Annotated in this window: 17 protein-coding genes; 11 read left to right on the top strand and 6 right to left on the bottom strand. The window is 71.1% G+C overall.

What is annotated here, in order from left to right; all coding sequences use genetic code 11:
* Positions 1–88: 88 nt before the first annotated feature.
* The 4 genes from dut to H5V45_RS02645 are packed head-to-tail and all read left to right on the top strand — an operon-like array spanning position 89 to position 2307.
* Positions 89–526: a dUTP diphosphatase gene (dut, locus tag H5V45_RS02660; RefSeq protein WP_343061633.1), complete on the top strand. Its 438-nt coding sequence runs from the start codon at positions 89–91 to the stop codon at positions 524–526.
* Between the two features lie 25 nt (positions 527–551).
* Entirely contained in the window at positions 552–1196 is a 645-nt protein-coding gene (locus tag H5V45_RS02655; RefSeq protein WP_185251511.1) for a DUF3710 domain-containing protein, read from the top strand.
* Positions 1197–1222: 26 nt separating this feature from the next.
* Entirely contained in the window at positions 1223–1588 is a 366-nt protein-coding gene (locus H5V45_RS02650; RefSeq protein WP_185251510.1) for an OB-fold nucleic acid binding domain-containing protein, read from the top strand.
* Positions 1585–2307 carry a DUF3159 domain-containing protein gene (locus H5V45_RS02645; RefSeq protein ID WP_185251509.1) on the top strand — a complete coding sequence of 241 codons (723 nt, stop codon included), beginning with the start codon at positions 1585–1587 and terminating at the stop codon, positions 2305–2307. The genes H5V45_RS02650 and H5V45_RS02645 overlap by 4 nt, the downstream gene beginning before the upstream one ends.
* Before the next feature lie 21 nt (positions 2308–2328).
* Here the strand turns inward: H5V45_RS02645 and H5V45_RS02640 are convergent, their stop codons facing one another.
* Both H5V45_RS02640 and H5V45_RS02635 read right to left on the bottom strand, forming a co-directional pair.
* Positions 2329–3000 carry a potassium channel family protein gene (locus H5V45_RS02640; RefSeq protein WP_185251508.1) on the bottom strand — a complete coding sequence of 224 codons (672 nt, stop codon included), beginning with the start codon at positions 2998–3000 and terminating at the stop codon, positions 2329–2331.
* Complete coding sequence (locus H5V45_RS02635; RefSeq protein ID WP_185251507.1) at positions 3000–3662, bottom strand: NAD-binding protein; 663 nt, start codon at positions 3660–3662, stop codon at positions 3000–3002. The genes H5V45_RS02640 and H5V45_RS02635 overlap by 1 nt, the downstream gene beginning before the upstream one ends.
* Before the next feature lie 46 nt (positions 3663–3708).
* Here H5V45_RS02635 and H5V45_RS02630 point away from each other — a divergent pair, with 46 nt between their 5' ends.
* Genes H5V45_RS02630 through H5V45_RS02620 form a run of 3 tightly spaced genes read left to right on the top strand, consistent with a single transcriptional unit; the run spans position 3709 to position 8477 of the window.
* Positions 3709–5760 (top strand): APC family permease, encoded by a 2052-nt coding sequence (locus H5V45_RS02630; RefSeq protein WP_343061389.1) that lies wholly within the window; start codon positions 3709–3711, stop codon positions 5758–5760.
* Entirely contained in the window at positions 5757–6956 is a 1200-nt protein-coding gene (locus tag H5V45_RS02625) for a methyltransferase (protein WP_185251505.1), read from the top strand. The genes H5V45_RS02630 and H5V45_RS02625 overlap by 4 nt, the downstream gene beginning before the upstream one ends.
* Positions 6957–6977: 21 nt before the next feature.
* A complete protein-coding gene (locus H5V45_RS02620; protein WP_185251504.1) occupies positions 6978–8477 on the top strand; it encodes an AAA family ATPase in 1500 nt (499 codons plus the stop codon).
* A gap of 52 nt (positions 8478–8529) precedes the next feature.
* Here the strand turns inward: H5V45_RS02620 and H5V45_RS02615 are convergent, their stop codons facing one another.
* Genes H5V45_RS02615 through H5V45_RS02605 form a run of 3 tightly spaced genes read right to left on the bottom strand, consistent with a single transcriptional unit; the run spans position 8530 to position 11094 of the window.
* Positions 8530–9486, bottom strand: a complete 957-nt coding sequence (locus H5V45_RS02615) for an ABC transporter ATP-binding protein (protein WP_185251503.1) — start codon at positions 9484–9486, stop codon at positions 8530–8532.
* Positions 9483–10295 (bottom strand): ABC-2 family transporter protein, encoded by an 813-nt coding sequence (locus tag H5V45_RS02610; protein WP_185251502.1) that lies wholly within the window; start codon positions 10293–10295, stop codon positions 9483–9485. The genes H5V45_RS02615 and H5V45_RS02610 overlap by 4 nt, the downstream gene beginning before the upstream one ends.
* On the bottom strand, positions 10288–11094 hold the full coding sequence (locus H5V45_RS02605) for an ABC-2 family transporter protein (RefSeq protein ID WP_185251501.1): 807 nt from the start codon (positions 11092–11094) through the stop codon (positions 10288–10290). Before H5V45_RS02605 ends, H5V45_RS02610 begins: the two co-directional genes overlap by 8 nt.
* 101 nt (positions 11095–11195) lie before the next feature.
* Between H5V45_RS02605 and H5V45_RS02600 the strand changes: the two genes are divergently transcribed.
* From H5V45_RS02600 to H5V45_RS02585, 4 genes are all read left to right on the top strand, one after another.
* Complete coding sequence (locus H5V45_RS02600; RefSeq protein WP_185251500.1) at positions 11196–12026, top strand: SDR family oxidoreductase; 831 nt, start codon at positions 11196–11198, stop codon at positions 12024–12026.
* A 218-nt stretch (positions 12027–12244) separates the two neighbouring features.
* Complete coding sequence (locus H5V45_RS02595) at positions 12245–12895, top strand: hypothetical protein (RefSeq protein WP_185251499.1); 651 nt, start codon at positions 12245–12247, stop codon at positions 12893–12895.
* Between the two features lie 173 nt (positions 12896–13068).
* Positions 13069–15876 (top strand): aconitate hydratase, encoded by a 2808-nt coding sequence (locus H5V45_RS02590; RefSeq protein ID WP_185251498.1) that lies wholly within the window; start codon positions 13069–13071, stop codon positions 15874–15876.
* An 84-nt stretch (positions 15877–15960) separates the two neighbouring features.
* Positions 15961–16623 (top strand): phosphatase PAP2 family protein, encoded by a 663-nt coding sequence (locus H5V45_RS02585; protein ID WP_185251497.1) that lies wholly within the window; start codon positions 15961–15963, stop codon positions 16621–16623.
* Here the strand turns inward: H5V45_RS02585 and H5V45_RS02580 are convergent.
* Positions 16607–17650: a S66 peptidase family protein gene (locus H5V45_RS02580; RefSeq protein WP_185251496.1), complete on the bottom strand. Its 1044-nt coding sequence runs from the start codon at positions 17648–17650 to the stop codon at positions 16607–16609. The genes H5V45_RS02585 and H5V45_RS02580 overlap by 17 nt on opposite strands.
* Positions 17651–17740 lie beyond the last annotated feature (90 nt).

Genomic DNA, 17740 nt, shown 5'->3' with positions numbered 1-17740 from the left:
GCCGGGGTGGGGCGGTAGCGTCCGGGCCGTGACCTCCCAGCACGACAGCCAGCCCGACAGCCAGCCTCCCCGCCAGCCCGAGCTCCCGGTGCACGTCGTCCGCCTCGACCCGGACCTCCCGCTGCCGGCGTACGCCCATCCCGGCGACGCCGGCGCCGACCTGCTCACCACCGTCGACGTGACGCTGGCGCCGGGGGAGCGGGCGATGGTGCCGACCGGGATCGCGCTCGCGCTGCCCGAGGGGTACGTCGCGCTGGTGCACCCGCGCTCGGGGCTGGCCGCGCGCCACGGGCTCTCGATCGTGAACACCCCGGGCACGGTGGACGCGGGCTACCGCGGCGAGATCAAGGTGATGCTGATCAACCACGACCCGGCCGAGCCGATCGAGCTCCGGCGCGGCGACCGGATCGCCCAGCTGGTGATCCAGCGCTTCGAGCGGGCGGCGTTCATCGAGGTCGGGGAACTCCCCGACTCGGTGCGGGGTGACGGGGGTTACGGTTCTACCGGAGGCTTCGGTCGGTCCTGACCGAGCCCGGATCGAGGAGTCGTTCGTGAAGTTCCGCCGCAAGTCCACCGAGCCCGACGCCACGGAGGCGTCCGAGGGCGACCTCGCCGCGGCCGAGTCCGAGGCCGCTCCGGTGACAGGCCCCTTCGACGTCGACGACCTGCCCGCCGGCGACGGCGAGCGCGTGGACCTCGGCTCCCTCCTCCTGCTGCCCGACGGCCAGCGCGAGCTGCGCATCCAGGTCGACGAGAGCACCGGCGCGGTCGAGTCCGTGCTGCTGGCCGGCCCCGACGGCGCCCTCGACATCCGGGCCTTCGCGGCCCCGCGCAACGGCGACCTGTGGAGCGACGTCCGCCCCCAGATCGCCGGGGAGATGGCGCAGCGCGGCGGCACCGCCACCGAGCGCGAGGGCCGCTGGGGCACCGAGCTGCTCTGCCAGCTCCCCACCCGTCGCCCGGACGGCACCGCGGCGATGCAGCCCTCCCGCGTGATCGGGATCAACGGCCCACGCTGGATGCTGCGCGCGACCCTGCTCGGTCGGCCCGCCCTCGAGGCGGAGACGTCCGGCGCCTGGGAGGACGCGATCGCCACGATCGCGGTCCGTCGCGGCGACGGCGCGATGCCCGTCGGCGACGTGCTGCCGATCCGGCTGCCCGACTCGGCCCGCAAGGTCGAGCCCGGCGCCCTGTAGTCAGACGCCCCCGTAGGATCGGGCGCATGCCCCACGAGAAGAGCCGCCTGCGGCGCAGCATCAGCAAGTGGGCGAACTCCACCGACCAGCACGCCCGTGACCTGCGGGCGACGTACGCCGAGTCGGGGCTGGACACCATCGCGGACGCCCCCGACCGGGAGCGCGTCCGGCTGCGCGGCACGCTGCGCACCGTCACGCTGCGCCCGCGCGGCGGCGTGCCGGCCCTCGAGGCCGAGCTCTTCGACGGCTCCGGCGTGATCACCGTGGTCTGGCTGGGCCGGCGCCGGATCGCCGGCATCGCCCCGGGCCGCGCGATGGAGATCCAGGGCCGGATCGGTGAGCACGACGGCGTCCGGATCATCTACAACCCCCGCTACGAGCTGATCCCGTGAGCGAGCAGGACACCACGCCCGCCGCGGCCCCCGCGACGGTCGAGACCGTCGAGTCGGTCGTGCGCGGCCAGCTCGCCAAGGCCCTCGGCGGCAAGCGCGGCATGGTCGAGGCGGCCGTCCCCACCCTCCTCTTCACGCTGATGTGGCTGACCACCCGCGAGCTCAGGCTCGCGGTCGCCGTCAGCGTCGGCGCCGCGCTGGTGCTGCTGGTCGTCCGGTTGGTGCAGCGCTCCTCGGTCCAGTTCGTCGTCAACGCGCTGGTCGGGATCGGCATCGGCTGGTTCTTCGTGAACATGTCGGCGCGCAACGGCGGCAGCGCCGACGACCAGGCGCTGGCGTACTTCCTGCCCGGCATCATCTACAACACGGCGTACACCGCCGTGCTCGCGACCACCTGCCTCGTGCGCTGGCCGCTGGTGGGCTTCATGGTCGGCAGCGTCACCGGCGACCCGACCGCGTGGCACCGCGACAAGGCCGTGGTGAAGCTCTGCACGACCCTGACCTGGCTGCTGGTGCTGCCCTGCCTGCTCCGCGTCGTCGTCCAGGCGCCGCTGTGGTTCGCCGGCTCGTCCGGCGCCCTCGACGCGGACACCGCCGTGGCGGCGCTGGGCATCCTCAAGATCGTGCTCGGCTGGCCGCTGCAGCTCGCCGCGCTCGCCGGCATGGCGTGGATCCTGTCGCGCAACCACACGCCCGTGCAGGAGCCCGAGCCGGCCTGACCCCGGCTCAGCAGGGCCCGGTCAGCCGCCGTGGGTGCCGGGCGCGAGCAGCCGCTCGAGCTGGTCCTCGACGTCGGCGGGCACGACGAACAGCAGCTCGTCGCCGGCCTCGACCGGCTGCTCGACGTCGGGGACGTAGACCTGGCCGTCGCGCAGGATCGTCACGAGGGCGCAGTTCTCCGGGAAGGGGATCAGCCCCATCGGCTTGCCGACGTACGGCGAGTCCTGCGGCAGCGTCATCTCGACGAGGTTGGCGTTGCCCTGGCGGAAGGTGAACAGGCGCACCAGGTCGCCGACCGTGACCGCCTCCTCGACCAGCGCGGACATGATCCGCGGGGTCGAGACGTTGACGTCGACGCCCCAGGCCTCGGTGAAGAGCCACTCGTTGTTCGGGTGGTTGACCCGGCCGACGGTGCGGGGGACCCCGAACTCCGTCTTGGCCAGCAGCGAGGTGACCAGGTTGGCCTTGTCGTCGCCGGTGGCGGCGATCACGACGTCGCACTGGTCCAGACGTGCCTCCTCCAGCGAGGACATCTCGCAGGAGTCGGCCAGCAGCCACTCGGCGTCCGGGACCCGCTCGGGCTTGATCGAGGCGGGGGACTTGTCGATCAGCAGGACCTCGTGGCCGTTGGTGATCAGCTCGCGGGCGATGGACCGCCCGACGGCGCCGGCACCGGCGATGGCTACGCGCATCAGTTGTCCTCGGGGCCGTGGTCGAAGATCGAGTAGGCGTGCGCAGCGTTCTCCTCGCGCATCACCAGGTGCAGGAGGTCGCCCTCCTGGATCACGCTGTCCTTCGTGGGCAGCATGCCCTCGCCGAGCCGGTCGATCCAGGCGATCCGGCTCTTCGACTGCATCTGGAAGTCCACCGTGCGGTGGCCGATCCAGGCCTCGGTGACCGGCACCTGGTCGACGCGGATGGTGCCGGAGGGGTCGCGGAAGTCGGGCTCGGCCCCGGCCGGGAGGATCCGGCGCAGGACCTGGTCGGCCGTCCACTTGACCGTGGCGACCGTGGTGATGCCGAGACGCTGGTAGACCTCGGCGCGACCGGGGTCGTAGATCCGGGCCACGACCTGCTGGATGCCGAACGTCTCGCGCGCCACGCGGGCAGCGATGATGTTCGAGTTGTCGCCGCTCGAGACCGCCGCGAAGGCGTCGGCGCGACGGATGCCGGCCTTCTCGAGGACCTCCTGGTCGAAGCCGTAGCCGGTGACCTTGTCCCCGTTGAAGCCCGGCCCGAGGCGTCGGAACGCGTCGGGCTCGCTGTCGATGATCGAGACGGTGTGGTTGCGGTCCTCGAGGCTCCGGGCGAGCGTGGAACCGACGCGGCCGCAGCCCATGATGACGACGTGCACGACGCAGACGGTACCGCAGGGCGTTCGTGGTCTAGCCTTGCCGCTCGTGGGAGTCGGCGACGTATCCAAAAGGATCCTCCTGGGGCGCAAGCTGCGCAGCTCCCAGCTCGGTGAGACGCTGCTGCCCAAGCGGATCGCGCTCCCGGTCTTCGCCAGCGACGCGCTCTCCTCGGTCGCCTACGCGCCCGACGAGATCTTCATCATGCTGTCGCTGGCCGGCGCCTCGGCGTACGTCTGGTCCTGGAAGATCGGCATCGCCGTCGCCCTGGTGATGGCGGCCGTGGTCGCGTCGTACCGCCAGGTGGTGCGCGCCTACCCCAGCGGCGGTGGCGACTACGAGGTCGCCACGGTCAACCTCGGGTCCAAGGCGGGCACGACCGTGGCGAGCGCGCTGCTCGCCGACTATGTCCTGACCGTGGCCGTGTCGGTGTCCTCGGGGGCGCAGTATGCCGCCGGCGCGATCGACGCGCTCGACGGGCACGAGGCGCTGTTCGCGACGGCGATGGTGCTGTTCCTGATGGCGCTGAACCTGCGCGGCATCCGCGAGTCCGGGTCGTACTTCGCGATCCCGACGTACCTCTTCATGGTCTCGATCCTCGGCATGTGCGCCTACGGCTTCGCCCAGCTCGCGATCGGCGACCTGCCGCAGGTCGAGAGCGCGGTGCTCACGATCACGCCGGACCCGAGCTACGACGACTCGATGACCAGCTTCGCGCTGATGTTCCTCCTCGCGCGGGCCTTCTCGTCCGGCTGTGCGGCCCTGACCGGCGTCGAGGCGATCTCGAACGGCGTGCCGGCCTTCAAGCGCCCGAAGAGCAAGAACGCCGCCACCACGCTGCTCCTGCTCGGCGCGATCGCGATCACGATGATGCTGAGCGTCACGATCCTGGCCAAGCAGATGGGGCTGCGCTTCGTCGACCCGTCCGACCTGGACCGGCTCAAGCAGAACGGCCAGGGGGTGCCGGCCAACTACGACCAGCACCCGGTGATCGCGCAGATCGCCCGCGCCGTCTTCCACGACTTCTCGCCCGGCTTCTACCTCGTCGTCACCGTCACCGGCATCCTGCTGGTGCTGGCCGCCAACACGGCCTTCAACGGCTTCCCGGTGCTCGGCTCGATCCTCGCCAAGGACGGCTACGCCCCGCGCGCCCTGGCCTCGCGCGGCGACCGCCTCGCCTACAGCAACGGCATCGTCTTCCTCGCCGTGATGGCGATCATCCTGATCCAGGTGTTCAACGCCGAGCCGACGCGGCTGATCCAGCTGTACGTCGTGGGCGTGTTCGTGTCCTTCAACCTCAGCCAGCTGGGGATGATCCGGCACTGGACGCGCCACCTGCGGACCGAGCAGGACCCCGCCGAGCGCCGGCGGATGTTCCGCTCGCGGGTGATCAACTCGATCGGCCTGACCTTCACCGGCGTCGTGCTCGTGATCGTGCTGATCACCAAGTTCCTCGCCGGCGCCTGGATCACGATCCTCGCGATGATCGTCTTCTTCATGATCATGCGGGGGATCCGCACGCACTACGACCAGGTCGCCGTCGAGCTCGCCGCCGACGAGGAGGACAAGGTCATGCCGACGCGGGTGCACGCGATCGTGCTGGTGTCGAAGCTGCACAAGCCGACGCTGCGGGCGCTGGCGTTCGCGAAGGCGACCCGCCCCAACGTGCTCGAGGGCGTCTACGTCTCCACCGACGGCCCGGCGACCAACCGGCTCCTGGAGGAGTGGGACGAGCGCAACCTCGGGGTGCCGCTGAAGGTGCTGCACTCGCCGTACCGCGAGCTGATCAAGCCGATCGTCGACTACACGCTCGAGATCAAGAAGGCGAACCCCCGCGGCGTCGTCGCGGTCTACATCCCGGAGTACGTCGTCGGCCGCTGGTGGGAGCAGCTGCTGCACAACCAGACCGCGCTGCGGCTCAAGGGCCGGCTGCTGTTCGCCCCCGGCGTCATGGTCACGTCGGTGCCGTACCAGCTGCGGTCCTCGCAGATCGCCCGCGAGCGCGAGGAGCGCGAGCTCACCCGGGTGCGTCCCGGCGACCTGCGCCGCGGCCAGGTCAGCGAGCAGGCGACGCCGCCGCGGCGCCAGGTGGACCGGTGAGCCGGCACGTCCGCGCCCGCAAGGCCAAGGGCGCCTCGAAGGTCGGCGAGCGCTTCGAGGCCGTCGTCGGCCCGGTCGCGCACGGCGGCCACTGCATCGTCCGGCTCCCCGAGCCCGAGGCCCGCGTCGTCTTCGTCCGGCACGCGATCCCCGGTGAGCGCGTGGTCGTCGAGATCACCGAGGGCACCGAGGGCGACCGCTTCTGGCGCGGTGACGCGGTCGAGGTGCTCGAGGCCTCGCCCGACCGTGTCGAGCCGCCGTGCCCGCACGCCGGACCGGACCTCTGCGGCGGCTGCGACTTCCAGCACGTCAGCCTCCAGCGCCAGCGCGACCTCAAGGCCGCCGTGGTCCGCGAGCAGCTCGCCCGGCTGGCGAAGATCGACGTCCCGGTCGCCGTCGAGCAGGTCGCCGGCGACGAGGACGGGCTGCGCTGGCGCACCCGGGTGCAGTACGCCCAGGGCCCGCGCGGCCAGCGGGCGATGCGCAAGCACCGCTCCCGCGAGGCCGTCCCGGTCGACGACTGCCTGATCGCCCGCCACGACGCCCGCGAGGTCCACCCGCCGGGCTCCACCCTCGACCGGACCGCCGCCACGGCGACCTCGGTCGTGCACGAGCGGGTCACGACGCGGCTCGACGGCAGCCACGGCTTCGCCGTCGAAGCCGACGGCTTCTGGCAGGTGCACCCCGGCGCGCCCCGGGTGCTCGTCGAGACCGTGCTCGCCTTCCTCCAGCCGCAGGCCGGCGAGAAGGTCATGGACCTCTACTCCGGTGTCGGGCTCTTCGCCCGCTTCCTGGCGGAGGCCGTCGGCCAGCAGGGTCGCGTCGTCGCCATCGAGGGCGACCGGCTCGCCACCGGCCACGCCCGCACCAACCTCGCCGACTTCCCGCGCACCAAGATCGAGTGCGGCGCCGTCGCGGACGTCCTCGCATCGTCGTACGACGAGCCCTTCGACCTGGTCGTGCTGGACCCGCCCCGCGAGGGTGCCCGGCGCCAGGTCGTCGAGCAGATCGTGGACCGCGCGCCCCGGGCGGTGGCGTACGTCGCCTGCGACCCGGCCGCGCTGGCCCGCGACGTCGGCATCTTCGCCGAGCACGGCTACACGCTGGAGCGGCTGCGGGCCTTCGACCTCTTCCCGATGACGCACCACGTCGAGTGCGTCGCGCTGCTGACGAGAGTCGGCGCCGGCACACGCTGACGCGCAACTACAGTGGCGCGAGTGCGTCTGGTCTCGGCTGTTCTCGGCTTCCTCCTGAGGAAGGTCGGCCTGGTCGCGGCGGTCGTCTTCTCGTTGTTCCTCGGGCTCCTGCTGATGTCCGCCCTGATCCCGGTCCTGCAGACGGCCGAGGCGGATCGCGATCGTCTCACCGACGTCACGCGGGAACGTGCGCAGCTGGAGGCTGATCTCGCGGAGCTCGAGGACACGTACGCGGAGTCCCAGCGGACGGCCACCGAGTCCCTCACGAGAGCGATCGACGCCGAGATCGATGCAGGGCGCCAGAAGGTCGCGGACCAGGAGTCCGTGGTCCAGGGGCGTCGGGACGAGATCTGCAGCCGCCTGGAGAAGCTGCCCGAGCAGGTGTCTCCGATCGGCCCGAACCCGTGCGAGGACGCGCAGCAGGCACTCGAGGCGGCGGAAGAAGCGCTGGCCACCTTCGAACGCACCCTCTCCGAGGCCGAGACCGATGCCGCCGTCCTTGCGGACCCGACGCTCACCGATGGTCAGAAGCTCGAACAGGTGCGTGAGGACAGCGGGCTGGCGCCGGCCAAGAGGGAGATCGACAACAAGGAGTCGGAGCTGGCCCAGACACGCGCCGAGGAGGAGAGCCTGCAGGAAGCGCAGGGCTCCTGGGCGGGACGGGTCGTCGACCTCTGGGCACGGTCGTGGAGGTGGTTGCTGTGGACGGCCCTGCTCCTCGTCGTCACGCCGGGACTGCTGCGGATCCTCAGCTACTTCGTGCTGATGCCGCTGGTGACCCGGGCGCACAAGCCCATCCACCTGGCGGCTGGTTCGCAGCACGAGGAGGCCAGCCTCCATGCCGCGGTCGCGGAGCGGACCTTGGTGGTCCAGCTGGGCGCCGGCGAGGTGCTGTCCGCGCGGTCCGAGCACGTTCGCCCGGTTCAGGGGAAGGTACGCAGCCGGCTCCTCTACAACTGGTCGTCGCCCTTCGTCAGCTTCGCGGCCGGGCTCTACGGCCTGAGCCGGATCACGGGCGACGGGAACCACACCTCGGCGACCTTGGCGACACCCGACGACCCCGACTCGTACCTCATGCGGATCGACTTCCAGGACCACCCGGGGCTGGTGATGCGCCCCAAGCACGTGGTCGGCGTCATCGGCACTCCCGACCTGACGACGCGGTGGCGATGGGGCATCCAGTCCCTCGCGACGTGGCAGGTGCGCTACATCATGTTCGGAGGCACCGGCAGCCTGATCGTGCAGGGCACTGGTGACGTCGTCGCGACGAATCCCCAGGGCAGGTCCACGAGGATGGACCAGCACCTGGTGATGGGTTTCGACTCGCGCCTGATCGTGGGAGTCAACCGGACCGAGGTGTTCTGGCCGTACCTGTGGGGCAGGACTCCGCTCGTCGACGACGAGTTCGCCGGCTCTCATCCGCTGTTCTGGCAGAAGTCCAGTACGGAGGGGCCCAGCAATCCGATCGCCAGGGTGTTCGACACCTTCTACTCGGCGTTCGGCAAGCTGCTGGGCTTCTGAGCCGGCGAGCCAGCTGAGCGTCGCGGCCCATCGAGGGTCGGGACGGTGCTGCTCAGCGCCGGCTGGCGTAGACCCGGCGTACGACGTCCTCGACGTCGGGCTCCTCGACCGCGAGGTCGAGCACCTCGACGCGCTCGGAGACCGCCGCGAGGACCTTGGCCGCGGTGGTGTGCTCGGCGTCGAAGGCGAGGCGCTGGCGCAGCCCGCCGCCCTCGCTGCCGAGGTGCTCGGTGTCGGGGATGCCGAGCAGGTCGGGGGTCGACTCCACCAGGTCTACGACGAGCACCCGGCGTGCGCCGACGGTGCGGGAGAGCCCGGTCAGGGTGCCGTCCCAGACCAGCGAGCCGCGGTCCACCAGCAGCACCCGGTCGCAGAGCCGCTCGACGTCGCCCATGTCGTGCGTGGTGAGCACCAGGGTGGTGCCGTGGGTGCGGCGCTCGGCGACGAGGAACTCGCGGAGCCGCTGCTTGGAGAGGACGTCGAGGCCGATCGTCGGCTCGTCGAGGATGACCAGGCGGGGGGAGTGCAGGAGGGCGGCGGCCACCTCGGCGCGCATCCGCTGGCCCAGCGAGAGCTGGCGCACCGGGGTGCCGAGGAACTCCTCGAGCTCCAGGCGCTCGACCAGCTCGTCGGTGCGCTCGGTCTCCTGCGTGGCCCCGAGGCCGTGGATCGCTGCCAGGATCCGGAAGGACTCGCGCACCGGCAGGTCCCACCACAGCTGGGACCGCTGCCCGAAGACGACGCCGACCTCGCGGGCCAGCCGGCGCCGGTCGGGCACCGGCCGCAGGCCGCACGTGGTCGCCGATCCGCGGGTGGGCACCAGGATGCCGGTGAGCATCTTGATGGTCGTGGACTTCCCGGCGCCGTTCGCGCCGATGTAGCCGACCGCCTCGCCGGCGTCGATGCGCGCGTCGAGGGCGCCGACGGCCGTCACCGTCCGGCGCGTGAGGCCGTCGCGGACCTTGAAGTCGCGCCCCAGCCCCTCCATCACGATCACGGGCTCGCTCATCCGCCGCCTCCTCGGTAGTGCCGCACGCCCAGCCGCCAGGCGAGCAGGGCCATCGTCCAGGTCCACAGCGCCGCCAGCGGCGCGCACCAGCCCAGCCACCCGGGCATCCACTCGGGACCGGGCAGCCCGAGCAGGGTGATCGCCGGCAGGTACGCCGTGAAGGCCATGGGGAAGAAAAAACCGAACAGCACCTTGAGCGGCCTGTTCCAGACGCTCGCCGGCTGCGTGGCGGCGTACCGCCCGCCGTACACGAACGCGTTGGTGGCCTCGGCCCCGTCGACGAGGAAGAACTGCGCGCCTCCCGCCCAGACGAACATCGCCGCGAAGGTCGCCGTGGCGCTGACCACCGCGACGACGAGCAGCGCGACCGCCGACACCGACCAGTCGAGGTCCGCCACGACCAGCCCCGCGACGAGCGCGACCAGCCCGACGACCGCCCGCGCGAGGCGGCGCAGCGAGATGTCGCTGGTGATCAGCTGGAGCAGCAGCGGCTGGGGGCGGAGGTAGAAGACGTCGAGGGTGCCCGCGCGGAGGTACGTCGGCAGGTTGTCGCAGTGCCCGAAGGCCAGGTCGGCCACGGAGAAGGCGACGTCGGCCAGGCCGAAGACGACCAGGATGGCCGCGAAGTCCAGGCCGCCGATCCGCGGGACGTTGTGGAAGAGCACCCAGACCTCGGCGAGCTCCACGAGCCCGACGAGGAAGGAGCTCAGCAGGTCGACGGCGAAGTTGGCGCGGTAGCTGCGCTGCGAGCGCACCCGGGAGCCGAGCACGGCGCGGTAGGGGCGCAGCGCGGTCTGCAGGTCAGCCACCCTGCACCTCCAGGCGGTGCCGGCCGGCGCGGGTCATCAGGTGCCCCACGAGGGCCATGGCGGCGAGCCAGAAGACCTGGAGCCCGATCAGGCCGAGCGCGTCGAGGCCCGTGCTGCGCCCGGAGATCACGTCGACGGGGTACATCATCATCGACGGGAACGGCGTCACCTCGGCGAGGACCCGCAGCCAGGTCGGGAACAGGTCGATCGGGACGAACAGGCCGGCCAGGAAGCCGGAGACGACCATGTAGAGGATCTGCAGGCCGCGGGTCTCGACCAGCCAGAAGCCGGCCGCGGCGACCAGGTAGACGGTCGTGGCGCTGACGACCAGCGCGAGCAGGAGGCTCAGCGCCCCCGCGACCAGGCCCAGCGGGGACGAGGTGACGTCCATGCCCACCACGAGTGCGCCGATCGCGACCGACGGCAGGCCGCGGGGGAGCAGCGCGAAGAGCGCCTGGCCCACCTCGGAGGTGATGCTGGCCGCCTGCACGTCGAGCGGCCGCAGGAAGTCGACGACGATCGAGCCGTCCTTGATCCGGTCGGCGATGTCGGTGCGGCCGTTGAGGTTGACCGAGCCGAGCATTCCCTGCGAGATCCAGATGTAGGCGCTGATCGAGCCGATGTCGTAACCGTTGAGCTCCCCGCCCGCCGCGCGGACGGTGGCGAAGAGGATCGCGACCTTGAGCAGGCCGAAGGTCGTGTTGGCGACCAGGCCGCCGAACGCCGCGAGCCGGTAGGTCGACTGGCGGCGGATCCCCGCGAGCAGCAGACGGGCGTAGGTCCGCGTCGTGCGCCTCACGCTCCCCAGGAGCGGGGGAGCAGGGAGAGCGGACACAAGCAGGGGATCCTAGCCCGACCCGGCTTGTCCTGGAGTGCACTCGAGGTCCTAGCGTCGGGACCATGACTGAGAAGACCTGGTTCATCACCGGCAGCTCCCGCGGCTTCGGCCGCGAGTGGGCCGTCGCCGCCCTCGAGCGCGGCGACAGGGTCGCGGCCACCGCCCGCGACACCTCGACGCTCGACGACCTCGTCGAGCGGTACGGCGACGCGATCCTCCCGATCCAGCTCGACGTGACCGATCGGGACGCGGACTTCGCGGCCGTCGCGCAGGCGCACGAGCACTTCGGTCGCCTCGACGTCGTCGTCAACAACGCGGGCTACGGCCACTTCGGCTTCGTCGAGGAGCTCACCGAGCAGGAGTTCCGCGACCAGCTGGAGACCAACGTCTTCGGGGCCATGTGGGTCACCCAGGCCGCGCTGCCGTTCCTGCGCGAGCAGGGCTCCGGCCACATCCTGCAGGTGTCGTCGATCGGCGGCATCTCGGCCTTCCCGCTGCTCGGCGCCTACCACGCGTCGAAGTGGGCGCTGGAGGGCTTCAGCCAGTCGCTGGCCGCGGAGGTGGCCGACTTCGGCATCAAGGTCACGCTGATCGAGCCCGGCGGCTTCTCGACCGACTGGTCGGGCGCGTCGGCCGTCCGGTCCGAGCCGCACCCGGCGTACGACGAGATGCGCGACAAGGTCGCCGAGATGCGCAAGGCGCGCGCCGGCGCCGCCGGCGCGGGGGACCCGCAGTCCTCGGCGCTGGCCGTGCTCGAGGTCGTCGACGCCGACGAGCCGCCGCTGCGCGTCTTCTTCGGCGTCGCGCCGATCGGCATCGCCAAGGCCGACTACGAGTCCCGCATGGCGGGCTGGGAGAAGTGGCAGCACGTCGCGGAGCTGGCGCAGGGCTGAGCCCTGGCGCGCCGGCCCTGGACCTGGGCCCGGACGTTTCATCACGGGATGCAGGTCAAGCTGCACTTCCCACGGCGAATTGGCCGTGGGAAGTGCGACCCCGTCTGCATCCCGTGATGAAGCAGCGACGCATGTGATCGCTCCGACAAGGGCACGTCACGGCGGTGACGGCAACCGGCCGAGACCGCAGCCCGGTCCAACGCCTCCTGCTCACCGTCGTGCTGGCCGCCACGGTGACGGGGTTCATCGGCTACGTCGAGAGCGCGGGGCACGTCTCTCTCCTCGCGACGGTCGTGGCCGCGAGCGTTTTCGTGCTGGTCCTCGACCGGATCGATCGAGTGTCTCTTCCCTCGGACTTCGGGCACGACTACGAGGAGGCGGCAGGGAACTGGTCCGATCGTCCCCGGAGACTCTCGGACCTGCCGAGAGCCCAGAGGCGACGGCTCGTCGTCTCAACGACATCCTCGGCCCTGACGGTCGTGCTGCTCGTCCCGATGCTGGTGATCAGCCTCGTGAGGGGCAACGGTGCGGGAGCGGTCGCTGTCGTGGTCATCCTCGCGGCGACGGTGGGCCTCAACTTGGTGCTCTGGCACTGGGTGCGACGACCCGGTCGTCGCTTGCTCGCACGCGAGGCCATCGACGAGCGGATGACCGGTCGCGAGCGCGCGGTGGCACTCGCGGTTGGCTGCGCAACCCTTGGGGCACTCGCGGTGCCGGCGATCGTGTTCCACCTCCTCGCAGGGGAGCCCGCGCTGGCCTGGGTGGCCACGGCTCTCGTCAGCCTGGGCGTGCTGGCCGTGTCCCTCGAGATCACCCGCCGGACGACTCGACGCGCCCGCGAGCAGTCGACGGCACGTTCCGCAGCATGACCACGACCCCGTTGGCCCCGGGCGCCGCCGTTGTCCGATGTCTCGACTTCATGTATCTTGACATCAAGACATATCGGGTCGGCGGGGGATAAGGCTTCCCTTACTTCCCCCGCCCACCGCTCCGGCGGCAAGATGGGCCCGAGCGATCGACGCAACCGACGAGGAGACGACGGATGGCCAGTCAGGACAGCTTCGGTGCCAAGGGCACCCTGGACGTGGACGGGAAGTCCTACGAGATCTTCCGCCTCGACGCGGTCGAGGGTGAGGGTCTGGACGTCGCGAGCCTCCCCTTCAGCCTGAAGGTCCTGCTGGAGAACCTCCTCCGCACCGAGGACGGCGCGGACATCACCGCCGACGACATCAAGGCGATCGCCGGCTGGGACGCGGACGCGGACCCCAGCAAGGAGATCCAGTTCACGCCGGCGCGCGTGATCATGCAGGACTTCACCGGCGTCCCGTGCGTCGTCGACCTCGCCACCATGCGCGAGGCGATGGCCGACCTCGGCGGCGACCCGTCGAAGATCAACCCGCTCGCGCCCGCCGAGATGGTCATCGACCACTCGGTGATCGCCGACGTCTTCGGCACGCCCGAGGCGTTCGGCCGCAACGTCGAGATCGAGTACGAGCGCAACCGCGAGCGCTACCAGTTCCTGCGGTGGGGCCAGGGCGCCTTCGACGACTTCAAGGTCGTCCCGCCCGGCACCGGCATCGTGCACCAGGTCAACATCGAGCACCTCGCCCGCACGATCTTCACCCGCGAGGTGGATGGCGAGCTCCAGGCCTACCCCGACACCTGCGTCGGCACCGACTCCCACACCACGATGGTCAACGGCATCGGCGTGGTCGGTTGGGGCGTCGGCGGCATCGAGGCCGAGGCGGCGATGCTCGGCCAGCCCGTCTCCATGCTGATCCCGCGCGTGGTCGGCTTCAAGCTGAACGGCGACCTGCCCGAGGGCACCACCGCCACCGACCTGGTCCTCACGATCACCGAGATGCTGCGCAAGCACGGCGTCGTCGGCAAGTTCGTCGAGTTCTACGGCCCCGGCGTCTCGGCGCTGCCGCTGGCCAACCGCGCCACGATCGGCAACATGAGCCCGGAGTTCGGCTCCACGATCGCGGTCTTCCCGATCGACGAGGAGACCACGAAGTACCTCAAGCTCACCGGCCGCTCCGACGAGCAGCTCGCGCTGGTCGAGGCCTACGCCAAGGAGCAGGGCCTCTGGCACGACCCGTCGGCCGAGCCGCGCTACTCCGAGAAGCTCGAGCTCGACGTCTCCACCGTCGTCCCGTCGCTCGCCGGCCCCAAGCGCCCGCAGGACCGCGTCTCGCTGTCCGAGGCCAAGGAGGGCTTCCGCGGCGCGCTCGCCGACTACGTCGACGAGAGCGGCGACGAGCAGGGGTACGACGAGACCGTCGCGGAGACCTTCCCGGCCTCTGACGCGCCCTCGCACGAGGGCAACGGCTCGGCCCCGCCGAAGGACTACGTCTCCGCGGCCCCGGCCGACGGCGGCCGCCCGAGCAACCCGGCGCTGGTCACCCTGGCGGACGGCACGAAGTTCGAGCTGGACCACGGCGCCGTCGCGATCGCCGCGATCACGTCGTGCACCAACACGTCGAACCCGTCGGTCATGATCGGCGCGGCGCTGCTGGCCAAGAACGCCGTCGAGAAGGGCCTGACCAGCAAGCCGTGGGTCAAGACCACGCTCGCGCCCGGCTCCAAGGTCGTCTCGGACTACTACGAGAAGGCCAACCTGACGCCGTACCTCGACAAGCTCGGCTTCAACCTCGTCGGCTACGGCTGCACGACCTGCATCGGCAACTCCGGCCCGCTCATCCCCGAGGTCAGCCAGGCCGTCAACGACAACGACCTCGCGGTCGTGTCGGTGCTGTCGGGCAACCGCAACTTCGAGGGCCGGATCAACCCCGACGTGAAGATGAACTACCTCGCGTCCCCGCCGCTGGTCGTCGCCTACGCTCTGGCCGGCTCGATGGACGTCGACCTGTTCAACGACCCGCTGGGCCAGGACCAGGACGGCAACGACGTCTTCATGAAGGACATCTGGCCCTCCGCGCAGGAGATCGAGGACGTCATCGCGACCGCGATCACCTCCGAGATGTTCAGCAAGGACTACGCCGACGTCTTCGCCGGCGACGAGCAGTGGCAGTCGCTCCCGACCCCCGAGGGCAAGACCTTCGCCTGGGACCCGGAGTCGACCTACGTCCGCAAGCCCCCGTACTTCGACGGGATGCCCGACGAGCCCACGCCCGTCGAGGACATCGACGGCGCGCGGGTGCTGCTCAAGCTGGGTGACTCGGTCACGACCGACCACATCAGCCCGGCCGGCGCGATCAAGAAGGACTCGCCCGCGGGCAAGTACCTCGCCGAGCACGGTGTCGAGAACCGCGACTTCAACAGCTATGGCTCGCGCCGCGGCAACCACGAGGTCATGATCCGCGGCACCTTCGCCAACATCCGGCTGCGCAACCAGCTGGCGCCCGGCACCGAGGGTGGCTTCACGCGCGACTTCACCCAGGACGACGCGCCGGTCACCACGATCTACGAGGCCTCCGAGGCGTACGCCGCGGCCGGCACCCCGTTGGTCGTGCTCTGCGGCAAGGAGTACGGCTCCGGCTCGTCGCGCGACTGGGCGGCCAAGGGCACCTCGCTCCTGGGCGTCAAGGCCGTCATCGCCGAGTCCTACGAGCGCATCCACCGCTCGAACCTGATCGGCATGGGCGTCATCCCGCTGCAGTTCCCCGAGGGGCAGAACGCCGAGTCGCTCGGCCTGACCGGCGAGGAGACCTTCTCGATCTCCGGGATCACCGCCCTCAACGAGGGCAGCACGCCGAAGACCGTCAAGGTCACCGCCGGCGACGTGGAGTTCGACGCGGTCGTCCGCATCGACACCCCCGGCGAGGCGAACTACTACCGCAACGGCGGCATCATGCAGTACGTCCTGCGGAACCTCCGCAAGGCCTGATCGACACCCGCTCGGCCCGTCGTTCCCCCCCGGGAACGGCGGGCCGTCGGCGTTCTCCGGCGGGGATGCCGCAGACTGACGCGCATGTCCCGTGCACCTCGTCCGGCCGCAGCCGCCGGCATCGTCGTCGTCTCCTGGGCCGCCATCCTCGGCGTCGTGGTCGGCTTCGGCTGGCTGATCACCCACCAGCTCAAGAGCTCGGTCAACCCGTGGGACAACGACGTCTCACGCTGGTTCGCCGATCAGCGCTCGTCGACGCTGAACCCGCTCGGCGACATCGGCACGTTCTTCGGCGAGACCATGGTCGGCTGGGGCGTGGCCGCCCTGGCCGCGGTCGTCTTCTGCGTGTGGCGCCGCACCTGGCTGCCGGCCCTGTTCATGGGGCTCGTCGCCGCCGGCATCGGCGGGCTCTACGCGATCACCACCTCGATCGACACGCGCCAGCGGCCGCCGGTCAAGATCCTGGACCCGGGCCTGGTGCCCGACCACAGCTTCCCGTCCGGCCACGTGGCGACCGCCGTGGCGGCGTACGGCGGGATCGTGCTGCTCTCGCTGGTCTACGCACGGGCCTCGCGCCGCTGGGTCTGGTTGCTGCTGGTGCTGCCGGTGTTCGTGCTGCTGGCGCGGCTCTACCAGGGCGCGCACCACCTGACCGACGTGCTGACCAGCGTCGTCTACGCGTCGGTGTGGCTGCTGGTGCTGTCGCGGACCGTGCTGAGCCGGGTGCCGGTCAGTAGCGGACGCTGACCGTCCCCGCCGCCGGGTCGATCCGGCAGTCCCCGCCGTGCGGGACGACGAGGTTCGGGTCCGTGTGCCCGAGGTCGACGTCGAGCACGACCGGCACGTCGGGGGAGTACTCCGCGAACGCGGCCAGCACCGCCGCGTGCTGCGCCTCGACGTAGGCCGCGCGGAAGGACGGGTCGTCGGGCGTCCCGAAGACCCAGGCGCGGGGCCGACCCATGAGCAGCCCGGAGAACCGCTGCAGCAGCCCGCGCTCGCCGAGGCACATGAGCACCTCGCCGACGTACTGGGCGCTCGGCAGCTCCTCCGACGTCTCGAGGAACAGCACGCAGCCGTCGTACGCCGCGTCCTCCAGGAGGTAGCGACCGGTCCGGAGCTGGAAGTCGACGATCTCCAGGCAGCCGCCCCACAGCCGGCCCTCGACGGGAGGGCTGTCGGCGGCGACCTGGTGCCACTGCCAGCCGGTGCCCGGCAGCATCGGCGGCTCGGTCTCGAGGTGCGCGGGGTCGCCCCAGTCGCGGTTCATGTCGGTGAAGTCGACCGCCGGCTCGAGGTCGAACCAGCCGCTGCCGAACAGCGCCGCCTCGAAGGAGCGCGCGCTCTGCTCGTGCATCGCCCCGTCGCGGCCGAGCATCGTCATCACGGTCCCGCCGGAGTAGGACACCAGGCCCTGGCCGAACAGGAAGTGGTGGAGGTTGGTGTTGTCGCTGAGCCCGAAGAACGGCTTGGGGTTCTCCCGCAGCAGGTCGGCGTCGAGGTGGGCCAGCACCTTGATCTGGTCGTTGCCGCCGATGCTCGTGAGCACCGCGCGGATGTCGGGGTCCGCGAACGCCGCGTGCACGTCGGCCGCCCGCTGGGCCGGGCTGGCGCCCAGCTTGCGGGTGGTGGGGAACTCGACCGCGCGCACCTCGTAGCGCTCCTCCAGGCGGCGCAGCCCGAGGTCGAAGGGGTGCGGGAAGACCGCGGGCAGCGCGGTGCCGGGGGAGAGGACGGCGACGCGGTCGCCGGGGCGGGGCTTGTCGGGGTAGTGCATCTGCCGACCGTAGGGCCCGGCGCGGAAGTTCTCACCCGACTTCCCCCTCCTTCTGCGCCTCCGACGACGTAGTGGTCTGTGAGGCTGGTC

Source organism: Nocardioides luti (assembly GCF_014212315.1).
GTDB classification, from domain to species: domain Bacteria; phylum Actinomycetota; class Actinomycetes; order Propionibacteriales; family Nocardioidaceae; genus Nocardioides; species Nocardioides luti.
Note: the sequence above shows the minus strand (reverse complement) of the source record. Positions and strands in the feature narration are given on the sequence as shown.